This window comes from Priestia sp. FSL P4-0332, from assembly GCF_038005845.1.
In the GTDB taxonomy this organism is placed as follows: Bacteria; Bacillota; Bacilli; order Bacillales; family Bacillaceae_H; genus Priestia.
The window spans coordinates 410,001-428,480 of record NZ_JBBOUA010000001.1 but is presented as its reverse complement, the minus strand read 5'-3'; the positions used below and the strand labels follow the sequence as shown (position 1 = coordinate 428,480).

13 protein-coding genes, 17 tRNA genes, 2 rRNA genes and 2 riboswitches (1 of these 34 cut by a window edge) are annotated in these 18,480 nt (G+C 39.9%); of the genes, 4 read left to right on the top strand and 28 right to left on the bottom strand.

All coding sequences use genetic code 11. The annotated features are described in order from the left end of the window. Positions 1 to 50: 50 nt before the first annotated feature. Positions 51 to 190, bottom strand: a riboswitch (cyclic di-AMP (ydaO/yuaA leader). A gap of 273 nt (positions 191 to 463) precedes the next feature. Continuing rightward, complete coding sequence (locus MKY06_RS02315; RefSeq protein WP_289910799.1) at positions 464 to 1,288, bottom strand: undecaprenyl-diphosphate phosphatase; 825 nt, start codon at positions 1,286 to 1,288, stop codon at positions 464 to 466. A 457-nt stretch (positions 1,289 to 1,745) separates the two neighbouring features. Between MKY06_RS02315 and MKY06_RS02310 the strand changes: the two genes are divergently transcribed. The 3 genes from MKY06_RS02310 to MKY06_RS02300 all read left to right on the top strand — a co-directional run bounded on the left by MKY06_RS02310 (position 1,746) and on the right by MKY06_RS02300 (position 4,281). Beyond that, entirely contained in the window at positions 1,746 to 2,036 is a 291-nt protein-coding gene (locus tag MKY06_RS02310; RefSeq protein WP_013055185.1) for a hypothetical protein, read from the top strand. Positions 2,037 to 2,117: 81 nt separating this feature from the next. Then, positions 2,118 to 2,232: riboswitch (TPP riboswitch) on the top strand. Positions 2,233 to 2,345: 113 nt separating this feature from the next. Next, positions 2,346 to 4,115 carry a phosphomethylpyrimidine synthase ThiC gene (gene thiC / locus MKY06_RS02305; protein WP_013055184.1) on the top strand — a complete coding sequence of 590 codons (1,770 nt, stop codon included), beginning with the start codon at positions 2,346 to 2,348 and terminating at the stop codon, positions 4,113 to 4,115. Next, the gene (locus MKY06_RS02300; protein WP_029325275.1) at positions 4,093 to 4,281 is read left to right on the top strand and encodes a hypothetical protein; all 189 of its coding nucleotides are present in this window, start codon (positions 4,093 to 4,095) and stop codon (positions 4,279 to 4,281) included. The genes thiC and MKY06_RS02300 overlap by 23 nt, the downstream gene beginning before the upstream one ends. A 315-nt stretch (positions 4,282 to 4,596) precedes the next feature. On the opposite strand, the gene MKY06_RS02295 is transcribed toward MKY06_RS02300, so the two are convergent. The 8 genes from MKY06_RS02295 to queG all read right to left on the bottom strand — a co-directional run bounded on the left by MKY06_RS02295 (position 4,597) and on the right by queG (position 13,981). Next, positions 4,597 to 5,052, bottom strand: coding sequence for a VanZ family protein (locus MKY06_RS02295; protein ID WP_223269067.1), 456 nt, complete (start codon positions 5,050 to 5,052; stop codon positions 4,597 to 4,599). A 260-nt stretch (positions 5,053 to 5,312) separates the two neighbouring features. Then, positions 5,313 to 6,209 (bottom strand): cation diffusion facilitator family transporter, encoded by an 897-nt coding sequence (locus tag MKY06_RS02290; protein ID WP_029325274.1) that lies wholly within the window; start codon positions 6,207 to 6,209, stop codon positions 5,313 to 5,315. Positions 6,210 to 6,353: 144 nt separating this feature from the next. Then, positions 6,354 to 7,385, bottom strand: a complete 1,032-nt coding sequence (locus tag MKY06_RS02285) for a DUF3231 family protein (RefSeq protein WP_098278737.1) — start codon at positions 7,383 to 7,385, stop codon at positions 6,354 to 6,356. A gap of 104 nt (positions 7,386 to 7,489) precedes the next feature. Next, on the bottom strand, positions 7,490 to 8,668 hold the full coding sequence (gene yhbH, locus MKY06_RS02280; protein ID WP_013055180.1) for a sporulation protein YhbH: 1,179 nt from the start codon (positions 8,666 to 8,668) through the stop codon (positions 7,490 to 7,492). 324 nt (positions 8,669 to 8,992) lie between these two features. Continuing rightward, positions 8,993 to 10,888 (bottom strand): PrkA family serine protein kinase, encoded by a 1,896-nt coding sequence (locus MKY06_RS02275; protein WP_013055179.1) that lies wholly within the window; start codon positions 10,886 to 10,888, stop codon positions 8,993 to 8,995. 458 nt (positions 10,889 to 11,346) lie between these two features. Next, entirely contained in the window at positions 11,347 to 11,820 is a 474-nt protein-coding gene (gene trmL, locus MKY06_RS02270; protein ID WP_016762878.1) for a tRNA (uridine(34)/cytosine(34)/5-carboxymethylaminomethyluridine(34)-2'-O)-methyltransferase TrmL, read from the bottom strand. A 64-nt stretch (positions 11,821 to 11,884) separates the two neighbouring features. Further along, complete coding sequence (locus MKY06_RS02265) at positions 11,885 to 12,772, bottom strand: amidase domain-containing protein (RefSeq protein ID WP_013055177.1); 888 nt, start codon at positions 12,770 to 12,772, stop codon at positions 11,885 to 11,887. A 72-nt stretch (positions 12,773 to 12,844) separates the two neighbouring features. Next, positions 12,845 to 13,981, bottom strand: coding sequence for a tRNA epoxyqueuosine(34) reductase QueG (gene queG / locus MKY06_RS02260; RefSeq protein WP_029325271.1), 1,137 nt, complete (start codon positions 13,979 to 13,981; stop codon positions 12,845 to 12,847). Positions 13,982 to 14,110: 129 nt separating this feature from the next. Here queG and MKY06_RS02255 point away from each other — a divergent pair, with 129 nt between their 5' ends. Continuing rightward, the gene (locus tag MKY06_RS02255) at positions 14,111 to 14,776 is read left to right on the top strand and encodes a B3/B4 domain-containing protein (protein ID WP_029325270.1); all 666 of its coding nucleotides are present in this window, start codon (positions 14,111 to 14,113) and stop codon (positions 14,774 to 14,776) included. Positions 14,777 to 14,891: 115 nt separating this feature from the next. Here the strand turns inward: MKY06_RS02255 and MKY06_RS02250 are convergent. The 19 genes from MKY06_RS02250 to MKY06_RS02160 all read right to left on the bottom strand — a co-directional run. Next, positions 14,892 to 14,965: transfer RNA gene (locus MKY06_RS02250), tRNA-Gly, on the bottom strand. Between the two features lie 72 nt (positions 14,966 to 15,037). After that, positions 15,038 to 15,119 (bottom strand) — tRNA-Leu (locus MKY06_RS02245). A gap of 30 nt (positions 15,120 to 15,149) precedes the next feature. Continuing rightward, positions 15,150 to 15,238 (bottom strand) — tRNA-Leu (locus tag MKY06_RS02240). A gap of 14 nt (positions 15,239 to 15,252) precedes the next feature. After that, positions 15,253 to 15,326, bottom strand: a tRNA-Cys gene (locus MKY06_RS02235). A 32-nt stretch (positions 15,327 to 15,358) separates the two neighbouring features. Beyond that, a tRNA-Gly gene (locus MKY06_RS02230) sits at positions 15,359 to 15,433 on the bottom strand. A gap of 5 nt (positions 15,434 to 15,438) precedes the next feature. Continuing rightward, positions 15,439 to 15,513 (bottom strand) — tRNA-Gln (locus MKY06_RS02225). 28 nt (positions 15,514 to 15,541) lie between these two features. After that, positions 15,542 to 15,617: transfer RNA gene (locus MKY06_RS02220), tRNA-His, on the bottom strand. A gap of 30 nt (positions 15,618 to 15,647) precedes the next feature. Next, positions 15,648 to 15,721 (bottom strand) — tRNA-Trp (locus MKY06_RS02215). A gap of 5 nt (positions 15,722 to 15,726) precedes the next feature. After that, positions 15,727 to 15,810, bottom strand: a tRNA-Tyr gene (locus MKY06_RS02210). A gap of 10 nt (positions 15,811 to 15,820) precedes the next feature. Then, positions 15,821 to 15,896 (bottom strand) — tRNA-Thr (locus MKY06_RS02205). 25 nt (positions 15,897 to 15,921) lie between these two features. Next, positions 15,922 to 15,997: transfer RNA gene (locus tag MKY06_RS02200), tRNA-Phe, on the bottom strand. Positions 15,998 to 16,012: 15 nt separating this feature from the next. Next, a tRNA-Asp gene (locus MKY06_RS02195) sits at positions 16,013 to 16,088 on the bottom strand. A 3-nt stretch (positions 16,089 to 16,091) separates the two neighbouring features. After that, a tRNA-Met gene (locus tag MKY06_RS02190) sits at positions 16,092 to 16,168 on the bottom strand. A gap of 11 nt (positions 16,169 to 16,179) precedes the next feature. Further along, positions 16,180 to 16,255 (bottom strand) — tRNA-Val (locus tag MKY06_RS02185). A 23-nt stretch (positions 16,256 to 16,278) separates the two neighbouring features. Then, positions 16,279 to 16,353 (bottom strand) — tRNA-Glu (locus MKY06_RS02180). Between the two features lie 21 nt (positions 16,354 to 16,374). Continuing rightward, a tRNA-Ser gene (locus tag MKY06_RS02175) sits at positions 16,375 to 16,466 on the bottom strand. 3 nt (positions 16,467 to 16,469) lie between these two features. Then, positions 16,470 to 16,544 (bottom strand) — tRNA-Asn (locus MKY06_RS02170). A 9-nt stretch (positions 16,545 to 16,553) separates the two neighbouring features. After that, a 5S ribosomal RNA gene (gene rrf / locus MKY06_RS02165) occupies positions 16,554 to 16,669 on the bottom strand. A 108-nt stretch (positions 16,670 to 16,777) separates the two neighbouring features. Continuing rightward, positions 16,778 to 18,480: ribosomal RNA gene (locus MKY06_RS02160) — 23S ribosomal RNA — on the bottom strand (it continues 1,233 nt past the right edge of the window).

Genomic DNA, 18,480 nt, shown 5'->3' with positions numbered 1-18,480 from the left:
AAAAGACTATTCTTAAGAAAGAACAGCCTTTTACTTACGCTATTTTGGGCTCTTTCTCTCAATAAAGCAAACGGGGTTAACTGTCGGATTCGGAATTGAGAGTTTCCTACCTTTTGTAAGGATTCACCCCAAGGCAGCTTTACTGCCGATAATGATTCCCCCGCTCTATACGATTAAGCTTATTATTCAGTTTTTATAAAATTAAAACGATCTATACGTTGTCATACGTTTTTTACAGTCAATAAAACTAAACAGAAGTCTTACTTTTACTTAACTTTATACTGCACAAATATTAATTTACTATTTTTCGACACGTTTTGTCAATACCCATGTTTGTAAAACGCTTTCAAAAGGCGATAATATATATTTATGCAAAAAAGCTATTGCAACATTGCAATAGCTTTTTCTTGCTCTTTGAGTCTCTATTAGAAGTTTAAGGGACTAAAGAACACGCGTGTTTATTTTATAAAAATACAAAATATAGAATAGCTGCTAAAACAATTCGATATAGTGCAAATGGTACTAATTTGATACGATTAATTAATTTCAGGAAAAAGCGAATAGATACCAGCGCAAAAATAAAGGCGCTGATAAAACCAGCAATAAAAAACGGTAGTGCATCTGATGTGAAATACTGCCAGTTTTTAACCAATGAAAGTCCACTTGCTCCTGCCATGATTGGCACTGCCATAATAAATGTAAAATCTGCGGCTGCCTTATGGCTCATTCCAAGAAGAACCCCTCCTGAAATCGTTGAGCCTGAACGAGAAAAACCTGGCCAAAGAGCAATACATTGAAACAGTCCTATACCCAGTGCTTGTCCATAAGATATTTGGTCCACCGTCTCTACACGCGGACGTTTAGGTCCAAACAAATCTGCTAGAATCATTAATACAGCTCCGACCACTAAGCCAATTAGCACCGTATTTAAAGAAAACAAATGTTCATCAATGTAATCATCAAACAAAAGTCCTAACACTCCTGCGGGTAACAGACCAACAATTACCTGCATTAAATTCAAGCGATTTGTCGGTCCAATTGGAGCAGCTGGTTTTTTTCCTAATCCTAATAAATTAATAAAACGATCTTTAAAGATAACAACTACTGCTAAGATCGACCCTAGCTGAATAACAATTTTAAATGTATTAGCTACTGGAGATGAAAATAATTCTTTTGAATTTAACCACAGGTCATCCACAATAATCATATGCCCAGTTGACGAAACAGGAGCAAACTCTGTTAAACCTTCTACAATCCCTAAAATGATTGCTACAATAATTTCCCACATAAAGCTATGTACCTTGCCTTTCTTTCAAATTAATAAGCTTATCGCTTCGTTTTACATGCTCAACTATTTTCCTATTTTGACACTTGCTTTTTTATCATAATTGTTAAAACTATGAAATACAATGTGTATTTGCAAAAAGATAAGAATCTTTAATAATTTGTAATAAAAACCTTACATGCTATAACCAAAAAACACGATATCAGCTTTTATTTATTTTAGAAATTAGTCACTATGTTCGGTATAAATTCCGGGCCCTTAGCTAAAAATGAATCATCTAGACTATTTTTCTTTAGTGTGAAAATATGACTAAATCATTATGTTTTTTCCATCTCCTTTACTGTTATCTATCATTTTAATCAACTAGTGCTTGCTTATACGACATATCCCCTAAGTAATTTGAAACTTTTTTCTCTCTTTTCTCGTATATAGTAGTATCTTTTTTAGGAGGCTTTTTACTATGAATGGAAATGTACGTACAATGAAATGGGTCACTGCTGGGTATGAAGCCTTGCTGGGAATTCCTTTAATTGGCGCGGGGATTGTTATGGGCTTTAGTTATACTCCTCTTTTTATTGGATTTATTCTTCATGCTATCACGCTCATTTTAGCTAATAGACGAGGTTTATCTGCTTATGGAAACATACTAGGGATTGTTACCTCACTGGTTGCTTGGATTCCATTTTTAGGGTTTATCATGCATATTATTACAGCTATTGTGATTGCAATCGATGCTGCTAGACAACGTTAATTGTCTAGCTTTTTTTATTTAAGGGTTGATTTTTTACCGAATGATGGTAAACTTAAGCCGTAAATTGAATAATTTGAATGTTATTTCTACTAGGGGTGTCTGATAGCTCAGACTGAGAGAAGAGTGCAATAAAACTCTTTAACCCTTTGAACCTGATTTGGGTTATACCAGCGGAGGGAAGTAGTCTTGAAAAGAATAGTATATGTTTATTCTTTTTTCGCCTATTCCATCGGGTTCTGTCTATCACAGAACCCGATTTTTTTATGGTTCGGTATAGCTACACTTTATGCGAAACCGGAGGAATATGTAATGTCAAAACAAAATGTATCAGTTTCTATGAAAAAGCCTTTTCCAAACAGTCACAAAGTATATGTCCAAGGATCCAGAGAAGACCTTAAAGTGCCTATGCGTGAAATTCATCAGTCTCCTACTACAGGATCTTTTGGTGAAGAAGAAAATAGTCCCGTACGTGTATACGACACGAGCGGTGTTTATACAGATCCCTGTTATGAAATTAATTTACAAAAAGGATTACCGGCTCTGCGCGAAAAGTGGATTGCAGAACGAAATGATGTAGAAACATATCAAGGCCGTACGGTTCAGCCACAGGATAACGGGTATTATGATGGTGATCCAAGAGATCAGTACGAGCGCTTTATCACTAATCGTTTACCGTTGCGCGCGAAAAAAAATCAAAATGTAACGCAAATGCACTATGCGAAAAAAGGAATCATCACACCCGAAATGGAATTTATCGCTATTCGTGAACAGATGGATCCTGAAGTCGTGCGTGAAGAAGTAGCAAGAGGGCGTGCCATTATCCCTAATAATATCAATCACCCTGAGAGCGAACCGATGATTATCGGCCGCAAATTCCACGTGAAAATCAATGCTAATATCGGAAATTCAGCTATTCGTTCAGCTATTGAAGATGAAGTAGAAAAAATGACATGGGCAACGCGTTGGGGAGCCGATACAATTATGGATTTATCAACAGGAAAGGATATCCACACAACGCGCGAATGGATTATCCGCAACTCGCCTGTTCCTGTAGGGACCGTTCCTATTTACCAAGCGCTTGAAAAAGTAAAAGGCGTAGCAGAAGATCTAACGTGGGAAGCATATCGCGATACATTAATTGAACAAGCAGAACAAGGTGTTGATTACTTTACTATTCACGCAGGTGTTCTTTTACGCTATATTCCTCTGACAGCCAAACGTACGACAGGTATTGTTTCACGCGGAGGATCCATCTTGGCGCAGTGGTGTTTAGCTCATCATGAAGAGAACTTTTTATATACTCGCTTTGAAGAAATCTGTGAAATCTGTAAAGCATACGATATTTCTATTTCGCTTGGCGATGGGCTACGTCCTGGTTCCATTGCAGATGCTAATGATGAGGCACAGTTCGGTGAATTAGAAACGCTTGGTGAATTAACTAAAATTGCTTGGAAACACGATGTTCAAGTTATGATTGAAGGCCCTGGACATGTTCCTATGCACCTCATCAAAGAAAACGTAGATAAACAAATGGAAATATGCCAGGAAGCTCCCTTCTATACTCTTGGACCGCTTACAACCGACATCGCTCCAGGCTATGACCATATTACATCAGGTATTGGGGCTGCAATGATTGGCTGGTTTGGGACAGCTATGCTTTGCTACGTAACGCCAAAAGAACATTTAGGACTTCCGAATAAAGAAGACGTTCGAGAAGGCGTTATCACCTATAAAATTGCTGCGCATGCCGCTGACCTAGCAAAAGGCCATCCAGGAGCACAAAAACGCGATAACGCGCTGTCTAAAGCAAGATTTGAGTTTAGATGGAATGATCAATTTAACCTGTCACTAGATCCAGAGCGCGCAAAAGAATATCACGATGAAACACTTCCCGCTGAAGGTGCTAAAACAGCCCATTTCTGTTCAATGTGTGGACCTAAATTCTGTTCGATGCGTATTTCTCAAGATATTCGTAACATGGCTCAAGAAAATGAAAAAGATGTACACGAAGTAAGAAAAGAAGGAATGAAAGAAAAAGCTAAAGAGTTTGTTAACAGTGGTTCAAATATCTATCAATAATGAAGTAGAACAGCTTAAAGAACAAATTAAGCAGCTTGAAAGAAAGTTATTATTTGTTCAGCAAAATTGTCAGCACATTATCGTTGAATCCTCACATTCTTCCGTAAGACGCTGCATTAAGTGTTTCTATCAACAACAAGCAGAGGCTGAGCCAAAAGTATTTTAGTTGAAGAAAAATCCGAACGAGTTGAATTCTTGATTAAGAATCCAGCTCGCTCGGATTTTTTCATTGGTAGGGTGAACGTAGATTTCATGCATGTAGTTATTTCTAGCGGTTGATTGGAAGGCAAGGCGAAGACTCCTGAGGGAAAAGCAGAATAAGTGAGACCTCGCAGGAGCGTAAGCGACGAGGAGACTCACCGCCCGCGGAAAGCGAAGTCTTGTACGGAAATCAACCGCGATGTAACAAGCTATCCATACTAGCTCCTTAATCCCATTTGTTCGTCTTTAGATTGGATTAATTTCGTTACGTCTCTCAATTTCATCTTTTTTTGAAACGTGCTTTCAGCATGTTCTTAATCCAATATAGTATTTTAATAATAACCCAGCCTATAAATGTACCTAGCGTATTCAAAAAGATATCATCAATATCAAATACTCGTTCCGTTAGCTTGTACTGTAAAATTTCAATCAGAAAACTGATTAAGAAACCTGTCGTAAACACTTGAATAAAACCGTCAAACCACTTCATAAACAAAGGGATAAACATTCCAAGCGGCGCAAACATCACGATATTCCCCAGTATATTTGTCAGAGTGAGCATTATATTCCCGCTGTCCCACATCAGACGGATCGTGCTAAATAAATCCAAGTTCATTGCTTTTCCGTAAACATGTTCGTTTTCCCGTATGAGAGTAGCATAAATGACCACTGCCGTATACGCAATAAATAGAATGAACATGACTTTTTTAACGATTGACCTGATGCTTACATTCACTTCAACATCACCTTCTTTGACTCCCAAAACCATTTATTATTATCTATATGTACCCGTCTACTGCTTTCATTCGTAGTGAATGCATTTACATGCTTTTTTATCCTATCACATCAATAAATAAATACAATTCCCTTTATACAATTTTATTAAACTTGATTCTTTATAAATAAAAATCCTCATCATTTTATTCTACTCATTTCATTAATTTCTACATCTATAAATAATAAGAAGCAGCGAGATAACACTTCGCTGCTTCTTATTTAATCTGGATAATAAGGATTCAAATGGATTAATACTTCCTGAATATTATCATGCTTTTTCATAAGTGTTGCTTTGATTTCTCGTCCCAGATCATGACCTTCCTTAATTGTTTTAAAGTGATCAATCGAAATACGTATATCAACTAATATGTAATGGCCATGCTCTCTTGCTCGAACCCGATCAATCCGCTTCACATCTTCAAATTCATAAATACTTTCTTCAAGTTCTTTCAGTAGCTCTTCGTCAATATTGCCTTCCATTAAGATTTGAAAAGACTCTCCCATCATTTGTCTGGCAATGTTAAAAATTAAATAAGCAACAAAGATACTTGCTATTTTATCTCCGTATAACAGCAGTTGAACATCCATTTTATCACCAATAATCGATAATAAAACACCAATTGCCGCTGCAATAGAAGCAACAATATCTGCTTTATGATCAAATGCAATTGCCTCAATTGCCTTACTGTGGTGCTGCTTCGCTACGTTTAAAGAATAACGGTACAACAATACCTTTGCTATGTATGAAATAACAGCAATCCACATGGCTAAAATATTTGGAGATTCAACCGGATGGAATAAACCAACGACTCCTTCAAATACCACATAAAATGATACAAGCAATAAAATAATTCCTACGATTCCTGAGACAATCACTTCTGCTTTTCCATGTCCATATGGATGGTCATCATCTGCTGGTTTATTTGCTACTCGTATAACCAACAAGACAATAATAGAGGCAAATACGTCCGCTGCAGAGTGAATACCATCAGCAAATACAGCATCACTATTTCCAATCCATCCTACTATTACTTTTCCTAGCGTAAGGGCAATATTGCTCCATACGCTAATCCATGCTACTTTTTTGGCAATGGACTCCCTTATACTGTTGTTCATTTGCACACCTCGACTTACTTCTTGAAAAATCAGCTTTTTTATCTTATCACTGCTCATTCAAGTGGGTCTAGAGCAATCTATTTTCGCTTAGCTATATATGTTTCAATACCGCAAAATTAATGATAATCTACAACATACTCCTTATTATTTCTCCGCCAACTTCTTACGGTCTGTTGCCATTGGAGGTTCTTCCATCCAACCTTGCTCAATCATAATCCGAATTCCATCTTTTCCATACTTCCCTATACGCCCGATTAGCTGAGAAAATTCTACTGCGACATCCGAACGGAACGACATAGATAAGCCAGCGCCGCAGTTATCAATAGCAATTGTCACCGCTGTGGAAGTATGATACATCATCAGTTTATCTGAAAACGGTGAAATCGTTGAGTTGGTTACATATGCATCAAGCAGACGCGGACTTGGTAGGTCAGCTTCAGACAATAACTCAGTGAATTGCTTGATTTGCTTACTCGCAAGTTTAACTCCATCAAAAAAATAAGAGCGTAATTTTTGTGTGGTAGCTACTTGACTAAATGCCAGCATCAGCGTTTTACCTAATACATTTGTATTAACAATTTCTTGAATAGCCGTGACCTCCAAAGAAGTTAGAGGATGCATTTGAGAGAAAAATGGTGATATAAACGTTTTCTGGTCCACAAAATTCACTTTTACCGGATAAGGAATAACCGGAGGTCTCATCAGCATGCTTTTTCTTAAAATAACGTGGTTAGAATCCTCTAAAAGACTGTCGCTTTCTTTTACACATCGAGACAGGTGAGCATAAATATCTTGCCTTCTCACTGCGCTTAGGGCTCTGGCATATTTCTTCATACCTCCAATTGCCATTTCATTTACATAAATAGCCATAAAAATATCGTCAAATAAAGCAGGAACTCCTTTGTTCACATCTTGTTCTCCAAAACCTACTGGTATTGGAATTTTTTCCAAACTGAATAATTCCGTCAATTCGTCTACATGAGTTTGTGAAATCTGATGGGCTTTTTTTAAGAGCTCCTTAATCTCGGCATCTTTTACAACAGATAGAAAATACCCAAGAACACATACATACAGCGTATCACCTAAATATTGCGCCCATAAGTAACCTAACTCAGCTGCGTTCAACCGCTGATTTTGTTGATGTTTTTGCATTTCGCTCTTTATATTTTCGTTCATTCACTTATTCTCCTTTTGGATAAAGTCGTACTTTTACTATCTCCAAAGAAGAGCTGAATAAACCGCATAAAGAAGACCTAGATAACAAGTCTAGGCCTTTTAGGTTAAGCATATTTCTGGTCTTCTGTTTCTTTTCTAAAAAAGCTTTTCATCGCGTGAAAAACGTCTGATTTTTGTTTTAAAATAAAGTGTCTAAAACTTTCGTCTTGAATATTTTTGTAAGCAGACATTAAAGTGGAATGTCGATTGTACTGATTCACTTCCCCATATCCAAACATATTTGACACTTTCATTAATTCATTTACTAACTTTACACACCTTGCGTTATCTGAAGTTAAGTTATCGCCATCTGAAAAATGAAACGGGTAAATATTATAGCGGCTCGGATCATACTTTTGGTTAATTAATTCAAGCGCTTTTCGGTAAGCAGATGAACAGATGGTTCCTCCGCTTTCTCCTTTGGAGAAAAAGTCTTCTTCTGATACTACTTTTGCCTCTGTATGATGCGCAATAAATTCAATTTCCACTGTTTCATATTTCGTACGTAAAAAGCGTGTCATCCAAAAGAAAAAGCTTCTTGCCATATACTTTTCCCATATGCCCATCGAACCGCTCGTATCCATCATAGCTAAGACGACTGCTTTCGATTCTGGCTTTATAACTTCATTCCACGTTTTGAATTTTAAATCCTCCGGATAAATAGGATGAAAAGCAGCCTTTCCTGTCATTGCATTTCGCTTATAAGCGCTCATCATCGTTCGTTTTTTATCAATATTCCCCATCAAACCTGTACGTCGTATATCATTAAATTCAATGTGTTCCACAACAATTTGATCAGATTCTTTTCGCTGAAGATTAGGCAGTTCTAATTGAGCAAATAAAGCCTCTTGAAGCTCCATAAGAGACACTTCTGCTTCAAAGTAGTCTTCTCCAGCCTGGTCACCTGCTCCTTGACCTTTCCCTGCTCCTTTTTGACCATCTCCAGCAGATCCATCACGTGCTACTACATCCCCAACTTTACTGTCTCCATCACCTTGACCCACATGTTTGTTTTTATCATAATTGTACCGAATTCGATATTCATCCAATGATTTGATCGGAATTTTAACAACTTCTCTTCCATTGGACATCACGATATTTTCTTCTGTAATTAAATCCGGTAAATTATTTTTAATTGCTTCTTTAATTTTTTCTTGATGTCTTTTTTGATCATCGTGGCCTTTACGATGGAGGGACCAGTCTTCTTTTGAGACAGCAAAACTTTTATCTACTTCTTTTCCCACGCTATTCCCCTCCTTATTTAAAAAACACCTGCACGTTTTTACTCGGCATGCATAAGCTATACCGAAAGTTTCTGACAAATACCTTTAGTTCAAAGGTTGGTTACTCTTATCCTATGCGCAAGAATGGTATACTTGCTAACTAATTCTTTCACTATTAACTATTCATTTTATAGTGTCTAGTGTCATGTATATGTTTATGACTTATCATATGATGGTTAAGTGCAATGCGTACTACACATTAGCCTAATTATGCAGAGTTTATTTTAAGAGATAAGAAAAACATGGCACAGATCGGAAGTGCCATGTTTTCTTGTTAGTACTGAGTTATCGATTTAACAAACTTCCTACATAGCGCAGCAGTTCATTAGCAGATACTGAATTGTATCCATGCTCATCAATCAATCGAGCCACTACTTCATTTACTTTCTTCAGCTGCTGCTCATCTGGTGTTTTAGTGGACGTTGTAATTTTCACTACGTCTTTTAAATCCGCAAACAATTTTTTCTGAATCGCTTCGCGTAAGCGCTCATGGGAATTATAATCAAATCGTTTTCCTTTACGTGCATAAGCCGAAATACGAATTAAGATTTCTTCGCGGAATGCTTTTTTTGCATTTTCTGAAATACCAATTTGTTCTTCAATTGAACGCATTAATTTATCATCTGGATTTAACTCTTCTCCTGTTAGCGGATCACGAAGCTTATTTTTGTTGCAGTATGCTTCGACATTATCTAAATAATTATCCATTAATGTTTTAGCGGACTCTTCATACGAATAAACGAACGCTTTTTGCACTTCTTTTTTAGCAATTTCATCATATTCTTTACGCGCCAGAGAAATATAATTCAGGTAACGCTCTCGATCCTCAGCAGAAATAGACGCATGCTGTGCTAACCCTTCTTTCAATGAACGCAGTACATCTAATGCATTGATTGATTTAATATCTTTTCGAATGATGGTAGATGAAATGCGATTAATGACATAACGAGGATCAATACCACTCATTCCTTCATCCGTATACTCTTTTTGTAACTCTTCTACGTCTGCATCGTTATAGCCTTCTACAGATTGACCGTCGTATAGGCGCATTTTCTTTAATAAATCGATATCGCCTTTTTTAGGCTCTTTTAATCTCGTTAATGTAGTAAAGATAGACGCAATACGTAACGTATGAGGGGCAATATGAACATCTGATACGTCACTTTCACGAATCATTTTGTCATAAATTTTTTCCTCATCACTCACCTTTAAGTTATATGGAACAGGCATTACAATAATTCGTGAATGCAAAGCTTCATTTTTCTTATTGGAAATAAACGAGCGATACTCTGTTTCATTTGTATGCGCTACGATTAATTCATCTGCACTAATTAAAGCAAATCTTCCTGCTTTAAAGTTTCCTTCTTGGGTTAAAGAGAGTAAATGCCATAAAAATTTCTCATCACATTTTAACATCTCCTGGAACTCCATCATTCCCCGGTTTGCTTTATTAAGCTCTCCGTCAAAGCGGTAAGCACGCGGATCTGACTCAGATCCATACTCTGCAATTGTTGAAAAGTCAATGCTTCCTGTTAGGTCGGCAATGTCTTGAGATTTCGGATCAGAAGGACTGAACGTTCCAATTCCAGTTCGTTTGTCCTCTGAGAAGAAAATGCGTTCGATAATGACGTCTTCAATTCTGCCGCCATACTCTTCCTCTAATCGCATTGTATTTAAAGGAGATAAGTTTCCTTCGATTCGGATACCATACTCTTCAAAGAAGTCTTTACGTAAATGATGTGGAATTAAATGCAGCGGATCTTCATGCATTGGGCATCCTTTAATAGCGTAAACAGCTCCTCGATCAGTAAGCGAATAAGCTTCAAGCCCTCTTTTTAACATGGTCACTAGCGTCGATTTACCACCACTTACTGGACCCATTAAAAGTAAAATACGTTTACGAACATCTAAACGCTTTGCAGCGGGATGAAAATATTCTTCCACCAAGCGTTCTAGCGAATCTTCAAGTCCAAACATTTGTCCACTGAAAAATTTATAATGTCTTTTACCATTTACCTCTTCAATTCCTGCATCCTTTATCATGTTGTATACTCTAGAGTGTGCAGGCTGAGCAATTAAAGGCTCATCTTTAATCAGCTTTAGGTACTCTTCAAATGTCCCTTCCCACTTAAGACGATTCTCTTCTTCGCGGTATCTTTCAACTTTCTTTAATATATCCATTAAAGGACCTCCCCTACTAGTTATGGTGCTAGTGAACAAGATTAATACAATCTATGCAGCAAAATGTTTGAACATGCTTTTTAAATTGTAAAATTCAGAAATTTGTCCTTGCTAGGCATTCACAGTGAAGTATTTATTAGCTATAATAAAAGAGTAAGAAGGAACGGTTAAACTTTGTTAGAGAACTTATGTCTCTAGAAGAGTTATTTTGTCATTATTATCATCATGGGATATGGGAAGTCGGTTTTAACTGCAGTAGCTGTATAATCCTTTTAATTACATTGAGGAGGAAAATCAATGCGCTTACTTTTAGTATTAGGAGTAACAATTGCTTTTTTAGCATCCATCTTCAGAGCGGGATACAATGATAAACCGGGCGTTAAAAAATAACCACTACATATCATCGTCGACATAAATAAAAAAGCGAGGTTCAATAAAATTTGAACCTCGCTTTTTACTTAAGATAAACCAGCATAATTTTGTTGACGCAGCGCTTCATAGATTAAAATAGCTGCTGTATTAGATAAATTTAAAGAACGAACATTTTCTGTCATCGGTAAACGAAGACATCTTTCCATGTTCTCTTCAATAATGTGCTTTGGCAGACCCTTTGTTTCTCTTCCAAATACGAAGAAATGATCCTGCTCTAAGTCACTATAATCAAATGTTGTATGTGGCTGCTGACCAAATTTTGTGATGAAGTAGAAACCTGCTTCAGGATACTTTTCGAATACTTCTTCTAATGAATCATGATACACCACATTTACAAATTCCCAGTAATCCAATCCAGCTCGCTTTAACATTTTATCATCTGTTGAAAAGCCTAACGGCCGAACTAAATGCAGCGTCGTATTTGTTGCTGCACATGTTCGCGCAATATTTCCTGTATTTGCTGGAATTTCTGGTTGAAATAACACTACGTGTACTCCCACAAATTTTCACCTCTGCTAACAAATCTATTCATCATTATACCACTAACTTGCTAAAACGAAAGACTTACCGATCAACGATATGGAAAAAATCATACTTAATCTTTGGCGTGTAAGCCGTTGAATCTTCATAGGCCCAATATCTCATTCGACTATTATACGTGTTCGCATTCACAAGAGGCATACCGTGACCGTCTTTTGCTACAACAATCGTCGTATGATTCCATCTTCCATCTCCTTCAAAATCGTAGCAGATAACGTCTCCCGGGACAAGTTCTCTTGCTGAAGATTTCCTCACAGCCCGAAGTCCTGATTTAGAGTTACTTAAATAGCTGTGCATGGAATGAGCAACTGCCCAGCTATAGCTCCAGGCGTTCCCTCTCATCCACCATCCGTTTGCTTTTTTAGGATATCCCCGCATCGGCGCCTTTCCTGCATGCAAACACTGTGAGATATAGTTGGTGCAGTTTACCTCAAACTGCTTATAACTTTCATTAGGTTTATCCCAATATTTTTCTGCATACTGAACAGCCGCAAGACGATCATAATAAGAGGCTCTTTCTTCGTCTTCCTCTACTTCTTCCACATCCATTTCAACCTCATCTTCAAAAAAGTCCTTTACCAGCAGCTCATCTTGAATAAGCGTATCTTTATAAAAAAGAGCTAAACGATCTTCAATTTCTTCTTCTATATAGAAAAAATCGTTTTGTTTTAAAAATGCCTGAATGTGCACCTTATATAATACTCTAGTTTCTTCCTGATCCGTATGAGCAGATTGAATAGAACCTTTCATATTACATTTTAAAACATCAACTTCTCTTTTTTTTATAAGAGACCGCTTTAGCTCACACTGCTGTTCAATGAAAGGCTTGAAGTCTTCATGCAGCTCACCTTTTACATAGCTGTCCGCACGTGCTTTAATTAAAGTATATAATACATTCCTTTTTGTTAGCATAATGTCACCACTTTTCTAAGCGTTTATTATACGCTATGACTCATTAGCTAACTTTATCAATAAAAATACGGTTTAGATCTCTTGAAGCATCTCTATACCTTTTGACATTTCTTCAATTACTTCTTGGTCCTTTTCTTTTTCTCTTAAGTTCATAAGTGTATCTAACGCTTCTTTATCGCCAATTTTGCCTAACGCCCATGCCGCTGTTCCTCGAATGACAGGGCGAACGTCATTTTTAATTAACTCAATTAAATCTGGAACGGCGGTTTGATCTTTAAAATGGGCCAGTGCAATAATGGCATTACGCTGAATTGGCTTTTTCCCTCTCCAAGAACCTGAAACATGTCCAAATTTCTCTTTGAACTCACGATTACTCATCGTTAAGAGCGGTTTTAATTTAGGCTTCGCAAGTTCTGGGTCAGGCTCCATCTCAGGGTGAAAATGAAAGTCTTTTCCTTTATTTTCAGGACACACAGTTTGACATGTATCACAGCCATATAAACGATTGCCTAATTTACTTCGAAATTCTTCAGCCAGAAACCCTTTTGTTTGGGTTAAAAAGGCAATGCATCGCTGCGAATTCAGCTGACCGCCTGTTACAAGCGCACCCGTAGGACACGCATCAACGCACTTATTACAAGTACCACAACCGTCCTCTATCGGTTTATCAGGAGGAAACGGGATATCTGTTATCATTTCTCCTAAATACACGTAGGAACCGAATTCAGGTGTAATAATGGCACAGTTCTTACCGCTCCAGCCAATACCAGCTCTTTCTGCTACAGCTCGGTCCGACAGCTCGCCTGTGTCTACCATCGATTGAAGGATAGCTGCAGGTACTTTTTCTTTTATGAAGGTTTCAAGCTTTTGAAGCCTATCACGTAGAACCGTATGATAATCTTGCCCCCAAGAAGCACGGCAAAAGATTCCTCGGCGATCTTCCTTTGTGCTCTTTGGTGCATCCTTTAATTTAGAAGGATACGCAAGTGCAATTGAAATAATAGATCTAGCTTTTGGAACAACTAATGTGGGATCTACTCTCTTTTCAATATCAGGTTCTTCAAACCCTGAAGCATAACCTAACTCTTGCTGTGCTAACAATCGATTCTTTAACTCATCAAACATAGAAGCACTCGCAAATCCAATCTTATCGATTCCAATCTCTTTGCTGTATGAAATAATTTCTTCCTTCAACTGATACGCATTCATAGTGAGTAATGGCCTCCTTTCTAAGAAATTCTATATATTCATGCATTGAACTGTTTTCTCGCTCAATGAAATGATAGGATGGTATCTATAAACGAACAAATACTAATTATAATAGAAAGGATCAAAAAAATGAACTTTACATTATCGCCCGCTATTAAACAGCTTTGCCCTTCTTTTAAAATGGGAATCATTCAGTATAAAAATATTGAAGTTGGTGATTCTCCTCAAATGCTAAAAGGACGTCTGCGCCTCTTTCAAGAATCCATTTATTTCGACCTTGAGTCAAAAAAAGTAACAGAATTCGAAGGTGTTAGCGAGTGGAGAAAGCTTTTCAAAACATTTGGAACTGATCCAAGTAAATACCGTCCTTCTATAGAAGCTTTAATTAGAAGAATAGGAAAACAAACGTATTTGCCTTCTATCAATTCTGCTGTGGACATTAATAACTTTTTTTCATTGCAATATGAAGTCCCAATTGGAATTTATGATTCCTCTAATTTAGAAGGCCCCATCGAATTTACTATCGGTAAAAAAGAAGAGTCTTATGAAGCTCTAAATGAACGTAATATTTCTTTAGAAAATAAAATCATTTCAAAAGATGCCCTAGGAGCTTTCGGAAGCCCTTATGTCGATTCTAACCGAGCGTACGTAACTGAAAAGACAACACAAGCTGTACAGTTCATTTATTTAAAGCCTTCACTTTCAGAAGAACAGGCTTATAAACTAACTAAATCCCTAAGTGACATGTTCATTCAAATTCACGGCGGCGAAGCAACCTATCAAGTCATTAACTGATGTACGTAAATATAGCGTCTATCTTGAAAAGATAGACGCTATATTTACGTTAAAAATAAAAAACGCAACATCTCAGCTTTGAAAGCGAGACACTGCGTTGTGATAACAATATGTATGGAGCGGGTGATGAGAATCGAACTCACGACATCAGCTTGGAAGGCTGAGGTTTTACCACTAAACTACACCCGCAAATATTATCAAAATTTGTCGACCGATAAGTAAAAATAAAAACAGGAATCATCCTGTCAAATAAAGCTAAAGTACCGATGGTCGGGGTCGAACCGACACTCCCGAAGGAACACGATTTTGAGTCGTGCGCGTCTGCCAATTCCGCCACATCGGCAAAATAAAAAAGGCAAGTTAAAATTATAAATGGTGCCGAGGGCCGGACTTGAACCGGCACGGTAGTCACCTACCGCAGGATTTTAAGTCCTGTGTGTCTGCCAATTCCACCACCCCGGCAGCTTGTAAATAAATGGAGGCGGCAACCGGATTTGAACCGGTGATAAAGGTTTTGCAGACCTCTGCCTTACCACTTGGCTATGCCGCCATTTACTCAAGACTAAATAACTTTATTAAAATTGGAGCGGAAGACGAGGTTCGAACTCGCGACCCCCACCTTGGCAAGGTGGTGTTCTACCACTGAACTACTTCCGCATATATGGCTGGGCTAGCTGGATTCGAACCAACGCATGACGGAATCAAAATCCGTTGCCTTACCGCTTGGCGATAGCCCAATATTGAAATATGCATATCATTTATAAATGGGGCGACTGATGGGAATCGAACCCACGAATGCCGGAACCACAATCCGGTGCGTTAACCACTTCGCCACAATCGCCACGTATATATGCAATGTTATTTTTATAATTGGCAGGGGCAGTAGGAATCGAACCCACACTGACGGTTTTGGAGACCGTAGTTCTACCTTTAAACTATGCCCCTGTAAATGGTGGAGGGGGGCAGATTCGAACTGCCGAACCCGAAGGAGCGGATTTACAGTCCGCCGCGTTTAGCCACTTCGCTACCCCTCCACAATAACTGTGGTGCCGGCAAGAGGACTTGAACCCCCAACCTACTGATTACAAGTCAGTTGCTCTACCAGTTGAGCTACACCGGCATTTTAAAAACAAATGTTTTTAAAATGGTGGCTCGGGACGGAATCGAACCGCCGACACAAGGATTTTCAGTCCTTTGCTCTACCAACTGAGCTACCGAGCCTTATTAAATTTAAAATGGCGGTCCCGACGGGAATCGAACCCGCGATCTCCTGCGTGACAGGCAGGCATGTTAACCGCTACACCACGGGACCACTTGGTTGCGGGGACAGGATTTGAACCTGCGACCTTCGGGTTATGAGCCCGACGAGCTACCGAACTGCTCCACCCCGCGATGATAATATATGGTGGAGGATGACGGGATCGAACCGCCGACCCCCTGCTTGTAAGGCAGGTGCTCTCCCAGCTGAGCTAATCCTCCACTATTATGTAGATAAAAATAAATGGTGACCCGTACGGGATTCGAACCCGTGTTACCGCCGTGAAAGGGCGGTGTCTTAACCGCTTGACCAACGGGCCACTGTGCTAATTAAATAAAAATGGCGGAGAGCAAGGGATTTGAACCCTTGAGACAGCGTTAACCGCCTACACGATTTCCAATCGTGCTCCTTCGGCCACTCGGACAGCTCTCCAAATGGCTCCACAGGTAGGACTCGAACCTACGACCGATCGGTTAACAGCCGATAGCTCTACCACTGAGCTACTGTGGAATAATAACAGCCTGGCAACGTCCTACTCTCACAGGGACAAAGTCCCAACTACCATTGGCGCTAAAGAGCTTAACTTCCGTGTTCGGTATGGGAACGGGTGTGACCTCTTCGCTATCGCCACCAGACATATTATATTATACATGATTTCCAAAAGAAAGCAAGACTTTTTTGAAAAGTTTTGTTCTCTCAAAACTAGGTAACAGTTTGCTGAGTAAAGCTTACGCTTTTAAAGTTTGGTTAAGTCCTCGATCGATTAGTATCAGTCAGCTACACATGTCGCCACGCTTCCACCTCTGACCTATCAACCTGATCATCTTTCAGGGATCTTACTAGCTTGCGCTATGGGAAATCTCATCTTGAGGGGGGCTTCATGCTTAGATGCTTTCAGCACTTATCCCGTCCACACATAGCTACCCAGCGATGCCTTTGGCAAGACAACTGGTACACCAGCGGTGTGTCCATCCCGGTCCTCTCGTACTAAGGACAGCTCCTCTCAAATTTCCTACGCCCACGACGGATAGGGACCGAACTGTCTCACGACGTTCTGAACCCAGCTCGCGTACCGCTTTAATGGGCGAACAGCCCAACCCTTGGGACCGACTACAGCCCCAGGATGCGATGAGCCGACATCGAGGTGCCAAACCTCCCCGTCGATGTGGACTCTTGGGGGAGATAAGCCTGTTATCCCCGGGGTAGCTTTTATCCGTTGAGCGATGGCCCTTCCATGCGGAACCACCGGATCACTAAGCCCGACTTTCGTCCCTGCTCGACTTGTAGGTCTCGCAGTCAAGCTCCCTTGTGCCTTTACACTCTACGAATGATTTCCAACCATTCTGAGGGAACCTTTGGGCGCCTCCGTTACATTTTAGGAGGCGACCGCCCCAGTCAAACTGCCCACCTGACACTGTCTCCCGGCCCGATCAGGGCCGCGGGTTAGAATTTCAATACAGCCAGGGTAGTATCCCACCGACGCCTCCACCGAAGCTAGCGCTCCGGCTTCTCAGGCTCCTACCTATCCTGTACAAGCTGTACCAAAATTCAATATCAGGCTACAGTAAAGCTCCACGGGGTCTTTCCGTCCTGTCGCGGGTAACCTGCATCTTCACAGGTACTATAATTTCACCGAGTCTCTCGTTGAGACAGTGCCCAGATCGTTACGCCTTTCGTGCGGGTCGGAACTTACCCGACAAGGAATTTCGCTACCTTAGGACCGTTATAGTTACGGCCGCCGTTTACTGGGGCTTCGATTCAGAGCTTCTCCCAAAGGATAACCCCTCCTCTTAACCTTCCAGCACCGGGCAGGCGTCAGCCCCTATACTTCGCCTTGCGGCTTCGCAGAGACCTGTGTTTTTGCTAAACAGTCGCCTGGGCCTATTCACTGCGGCTCTCTCGGGCTATACACCCTACCAGAGCACCCCTTCTCCCGAAGTTACGGGGTCATTTTGCCGAGTTCCTTAACGAGAGTTCTCTCGATCACCTTAGGATTCTCTCCTCGCCTACCTGTGTCGGTTTGCGGTACGGGCACCTCCCGCCTCGCTAGAGGCTTTTCTTGGCAGTGTGGAATCAGGAACTTCGGTACTATAATTCCCTCGTCATCACAGCTCAGCCTTTATGATGAGCGGATTTGCCTACTCATCAGCCTAACTGCTTGAACGCGCATATCCAGCAGCGCGCTTACCCTATCCTACTGCGTCCCCCCATTACTCAAACGGCGGGGAGGTGGTACAGGAATATCAACCTGTTGGCCATCGCCTACGCTTTTCAGCCTCGGCTTAGGTCCCGACTAACCCTGAGCGGACGAGCCTTCCTCAGGAAACCTTAGGCATTCGGTGGACAAGATTCTCACTTGTCTTTCGCTACTCATACCGGCATTCTCACTTCTAAGCGCTCCACCAGTCCTTACGGTCTGACTTCACAGCACTTAGAACGCTCTCCT

Bases quoted from the DNA above. Each gene is read 5' to 3' on its own strand.
- queG (WP_029325271.1), bottom strand. From the start codon at position 13,981: ATGAATGCGTATCAGTTGAAGGAAGAAATTATTTCATACAGCAAAGAG.
- MKY06_RS02290 (WP_029325274.1), bottom strand. From the start codon at position 6,209: ATGAACAACAGTATAAGGGAGTCCATTGCCAAAAAAGTAGCATGGATT.
- MKY06_RS02315 (WP_289910799.1), bottom strand. From the start codon at position 1,288: ATGTGGGAAATTATTGTAGCAATCATTTTAGGGATTGTAGAAGGTTTA.
- MKY06_RS02275 (WP_013055179.1), bottom strand. From the start codon at position 10,888: ATGGATATATTAAAGAAAGTTGAAAGATACCGCGAAGAAGAGAATCGT.
- MKY06_RS02310 (WP_013055185.1), top strand. From the start codon at position 1,746: ATGAATGGAAATGTACGTACAATGAAATGGGTCACTGCTGGGTATGAA.
- thiC (WP_013055184.1), top strand. From the start codon at position 2,346: ATGTCAAAACAAAATGTATCAGTTTCTATGAAAAAGCCTTTTCCAAAC.
- MKY06_RS02285 (WP_098278737.1), bottom strand. From the start codon at position 7,385: ATGAACGAAAATATAAAGAGCGAAATGCAAAAACATCAACAAAATCAG.
- MKY06_RS02265 (WP_013055177.1), bottom strand. From the start codon at position 12,772: ATGCTAACAAAAAGGAATGTATTATATACTTTAATTAAAGCACGTGCG.
- MKY06_RS02255 (WP_029325270.1), top strand. From the start codon at position 14,111: ATGAACTTTACATTATCGCCCGCTATTAAACAGCTTTGCCCTTCTTTT.